The organism is Halorubrum sp. AJ67 (genome assembly GCF_000513435.1).
On record NZ_CBVY010000009.1, the window covers coordinates 1,743 to 5,227 of the forward strand.

Annotated in this window: 2 protein-coding genes and 1 pseudogene (1 of these 3 only partly in view); 2 read left to right on the top strand and 1 reads right to left on the bottom strand. The window is 66.0% G+C overall.

The features are described 5' to 3' along the window. Positions 1-370, bottom strand: a pseudogene (locus tag BN903_RS09030) (FAD-dependent oxidoreductase); it reaches 95 nt to the left of the window's first position. A 360-nt stretch (positions 371-730) separates the two neighbouring features. On the opposite strand from BN903_RS09030, the gene BN903_RS09035 reads away from it, so the two are divergent. After that, the gene (locus BN903_RS09035; RefSeq protein ID WP_048077428.1) at positions 731-2,488 is read left to right on the top strand and encodes a 2-oxoacid:acceptor oxidoreductase subunit alpha; all 1,758 of its coding nucleotides are present in this window, start codon (positions 731-733) and stop codon (positions 2,486-2,488) included. Between the two features lie 3 nt (positions 2,489-2,491). Beyond that, a complete protein-coding gene (locus tag BN903_RS09040) occupies positions 2,492-3,355 on the top strand; it encodes a 2-oxoacid:ferredoxin oxidoreductase subunit beta (protein WP_048077429.1) in 864 nt (287 codons plus the stop codon). Positions 3,356-3,485 lie beyond the last annotated feature (130 nt).

Here is a 3,485-nt window from a genome sequence, read left to right on the forward strand (position 1 = left end):
GCTCCGCGATGGCAACCGCGGGACCGATCCCGGGACCGCCGGCGATCACGACCGCGCGGGCCTCGCCGTCGTAGTGCTGGTCGCCGTACGGGCCCGAGAGGGTCATCTCGGTGCCGGCCTCGGCGTCGGCGAGGAACGCCGAGAAGTCGCCGCCCTCGTCGGGGTCGATGCCGACCGTGACCTCGAAGGTCTCGCCTACGCGAGGCGACGAGAGGGTGTAGAATCGCGCGACCGACTCCCCGTCTATCTCGGTGCCGAGCTTCACGAACTGTCCCGGTTCGGCCGCGAACCCGTCTGGCGCGCGGAACCGGAGGGCGTAGGTGTCGGGCCCGACCGAGGCGACCGACTCGACCGTCGCTGTCGTGTCCATACCTCGGATCGGCGGGCGAGACACAAACGCCTTCCCGTCGGCGTCGGTCCTGCCCGTGTCGAAAGCGGTCTGATCGCCGGTCGCGCCCGACGGCCGCACCGCGTCGGCGTGCCCCCGAACACCGGAGTCCGGGACCGATCTCCGAGGCAAAAGGTTCGACGTTCGTCGAAAACCGGTCCGACGCGAGGGGACGATCGTGAGGAATCTGGTGAATATACGTCCAATTATATCTGGATTTAAACGGATTACGGCGTCTAAAAGTGACAATATTCGCGAGAAGAGACACGTTCGTTCAGAAACGCGTCGGTGTCTCCTTCCAGAAGCCTTTTGATGAGTCCGCCGGAACCGTGTCCATAGTACATGGCCGCGGATTTCAACTGGGCTGTCGGCGGCGAGGCCGGCGACGGCATCGACTCGACGGGGAAGATCTTCGCACAGGCGCTTTCCCGCGCGGGTCGGCACGTGTTCACGTCGAAGGACTTCGCATCGCGGATCCGAGGCGGGTACACCGCCTACAAGGTGCGGACCTCCGTCGACAAGGTACAGAGCGTCGTGGACCGACTCGACGTGCTCATCGCGTTGACCCCCCGGACGATCGAGGAGAACCTCGACGAGCTCCACGAGGGGTCGGTGATCATCTACGACGGCGAGCGGACGACGATGCAAGACGTCGAGATCCCCGAGGAGATGATCGGGCTCGACGTGCCGCTCAAGAGCCTCGCCGAGGAGGCGGGCGGAGCGATCATGCGGAACGTCGTCGCGCTCGGTGCCGCCTGCGAGGTGGCCGAGTTCCCCATCGAGAACCTCGACTCGGCGCTCGAAAAGCGGTTCAAGGACAAGGGACAGAAGCTGGTCGACAACAACAAGGAGGCCGCGCGCGCCGGCCAGTCGTACGTCGCCGAGGAGTACGACCACGAGTTCGACTACGACTTGGAGACCACCGACGAGGACTACGTCCTCCTCAACGGCGACGAGGCGATCGGGATGGGCGCTATCGCGGCCGGCTGTCGCTTCTACGCCGGCTACCCGATCACGCCCGCGACGGACGTGATGACGTACCTCACGGGTCGCATCGAGCGGTACGGCGGCCACGTCGTCCAGGCGGAAGACGAGCTGTCGGCGATCAACATGGCGCTGGGCGCGGCCCGCGGTGGCGCTCGCGCGATGACCGCCACCTCCGGGCCGGGGATCGACCTGATGACCGAGACGTTCGGCCTCATCGCCACCTCGGAGACGCCGCTCGTCATCTGTAACGTGATGCGCTCGGGCCCCTCGACGGGGATGCCGACGAAACAGGAGCAGGGCGACCTCAACCACATGCTGTACGGCGGCCACGGCGAGGTTCCCCGGTTCGTACTCGCGCCGACGACGATCGCGGAGTGCTTCTGGAAGACCGTCGAGGCGTTCAACCTCGCGGAGAAGTACCAGCTCCCCGTCTACCTCACCGCCGACCTCTCGATGGCGGTCACCGAGGAGACGTTCTCGCCGGAGACGTTCGACATGGACGAAGTCGAGATCGACCGCGGGAAGATTGTCGACGAGACGACGATCGACGACCACATGAGCGACTCCGGCGGCTTCCAGCCCCACGAGATCACCGACGACGGGATCTCGCCGCGGGCGTTCCCCGGCACGGCCGACGGCGCGCACATGTCCACTGGTCTCGAACACGACGAGCAGGGCCGCCGGACGGAGGACACCGAGATGCGCGTCGAGCAGGTCGACAAGCGCAACCGCAAGGTCGAGACGGCCCGCGAGCGCGAGGACTGGAGCCCGCGCGAGTTCGGCGATGCGGACGCGGACACCCTCGTGATCACGTGGGGGTCGAACGAGGGCGCGCTCGCGGAGGCGGTGGAGTTCCTCGACGAGGAGGGCGTCGACGTGCGGGTCCTCTCGGTCCCGTACGTCTTCCCGCGGCCGGACCTCTCGGAGGACGTCGCGGCCGCCGAGACGACGGTCGTCGTCGAGTGTAACGAGCGGGGGCAGTTCGCGGACCTGGTCGAGCACGACGTGCTTGAACGGGTCGACCGGATAAACAAGTACAACGGCGTGCGGTTCAAGGCCGACGAACTCGCAGAGGACATCAAAGCGACTCTCGCGGAGGGAGTGGAGGCGTAACCAATGAGCTCAGACATTCGATTCACCGACTTCAAGTCCGACAAGCAGCCGACGTGGTGCCCGGGGTGCGGCGACTTCGGCACGATGAACGGGATGATGAAGGGTCTCGCAGAGACGGGCAACGACCCCGATAACACCTTCGTCGTCGCCGGCATCGGCTGTTCCGGTAAGATCGGAACGTACATGCACAGCTACGCGCTCCACGGCGTTCACGGGCGCGCGCTTCCCGTCGGCACCGGCGTCAAGATGGCCCGGCCCGACATCGAAGTGATGGTCGCCGGCGGCGACGGCGACGGCTACTCCATCGGCGCGGGCCACTTCGTCCACGCCGTCCGGCGCAACGTCGACATGACGTACGTCGTGATGGACAACCGCATCTACGGGCTGACGAAGGGGCAGGCCTCCCCGACCTCCCGCGAGGACTTCGAGACGTCGACGAGCCCCGAGGGCCCGAAACAGCCCCCGGTGAACCCGCACGCGCTGGCGCTCGCCTCCGGCGCGACGTTCATCGCGCAGTCGTTCTCCTCGGACGCGCTCCGCCATCAGGAGATCATTCAGGAGGCCATCGAGCACGACGGGTTCGGCTTCGTGAACGTCTACTCGCCGTGCGTCACGTTCAACGACGTCGACACCTACGACTACTTCCGCGACTCGCTGGTCGATCTCAAGGAGACCGACCACGACCCGACCGACCGCGAGGACGCGAAAGACGTCATCCTCGACAACGAGAAGGAACACCAGGGCGTCATCTATCAGGACGAGTCGTCGGTACCGTACCACGAGAAACACGGCGTCGACGAGGACATGTCCGTCATCCCGGACGGCGCGCCCGAGAGCGCGACCGACCTCGTCCGCGAGTTCTACTGAACGGTCGCTCGGCGGCGGCCGATTCCGTCCTCTCGTGACGGCCAAAACCGGCCGAACGGCGGTGTCCGCACGGATTTTTCGCCGGGTTTCAGCAAGCCTAATTAGGTGGGTCCGTATCGTTCGTGTATGG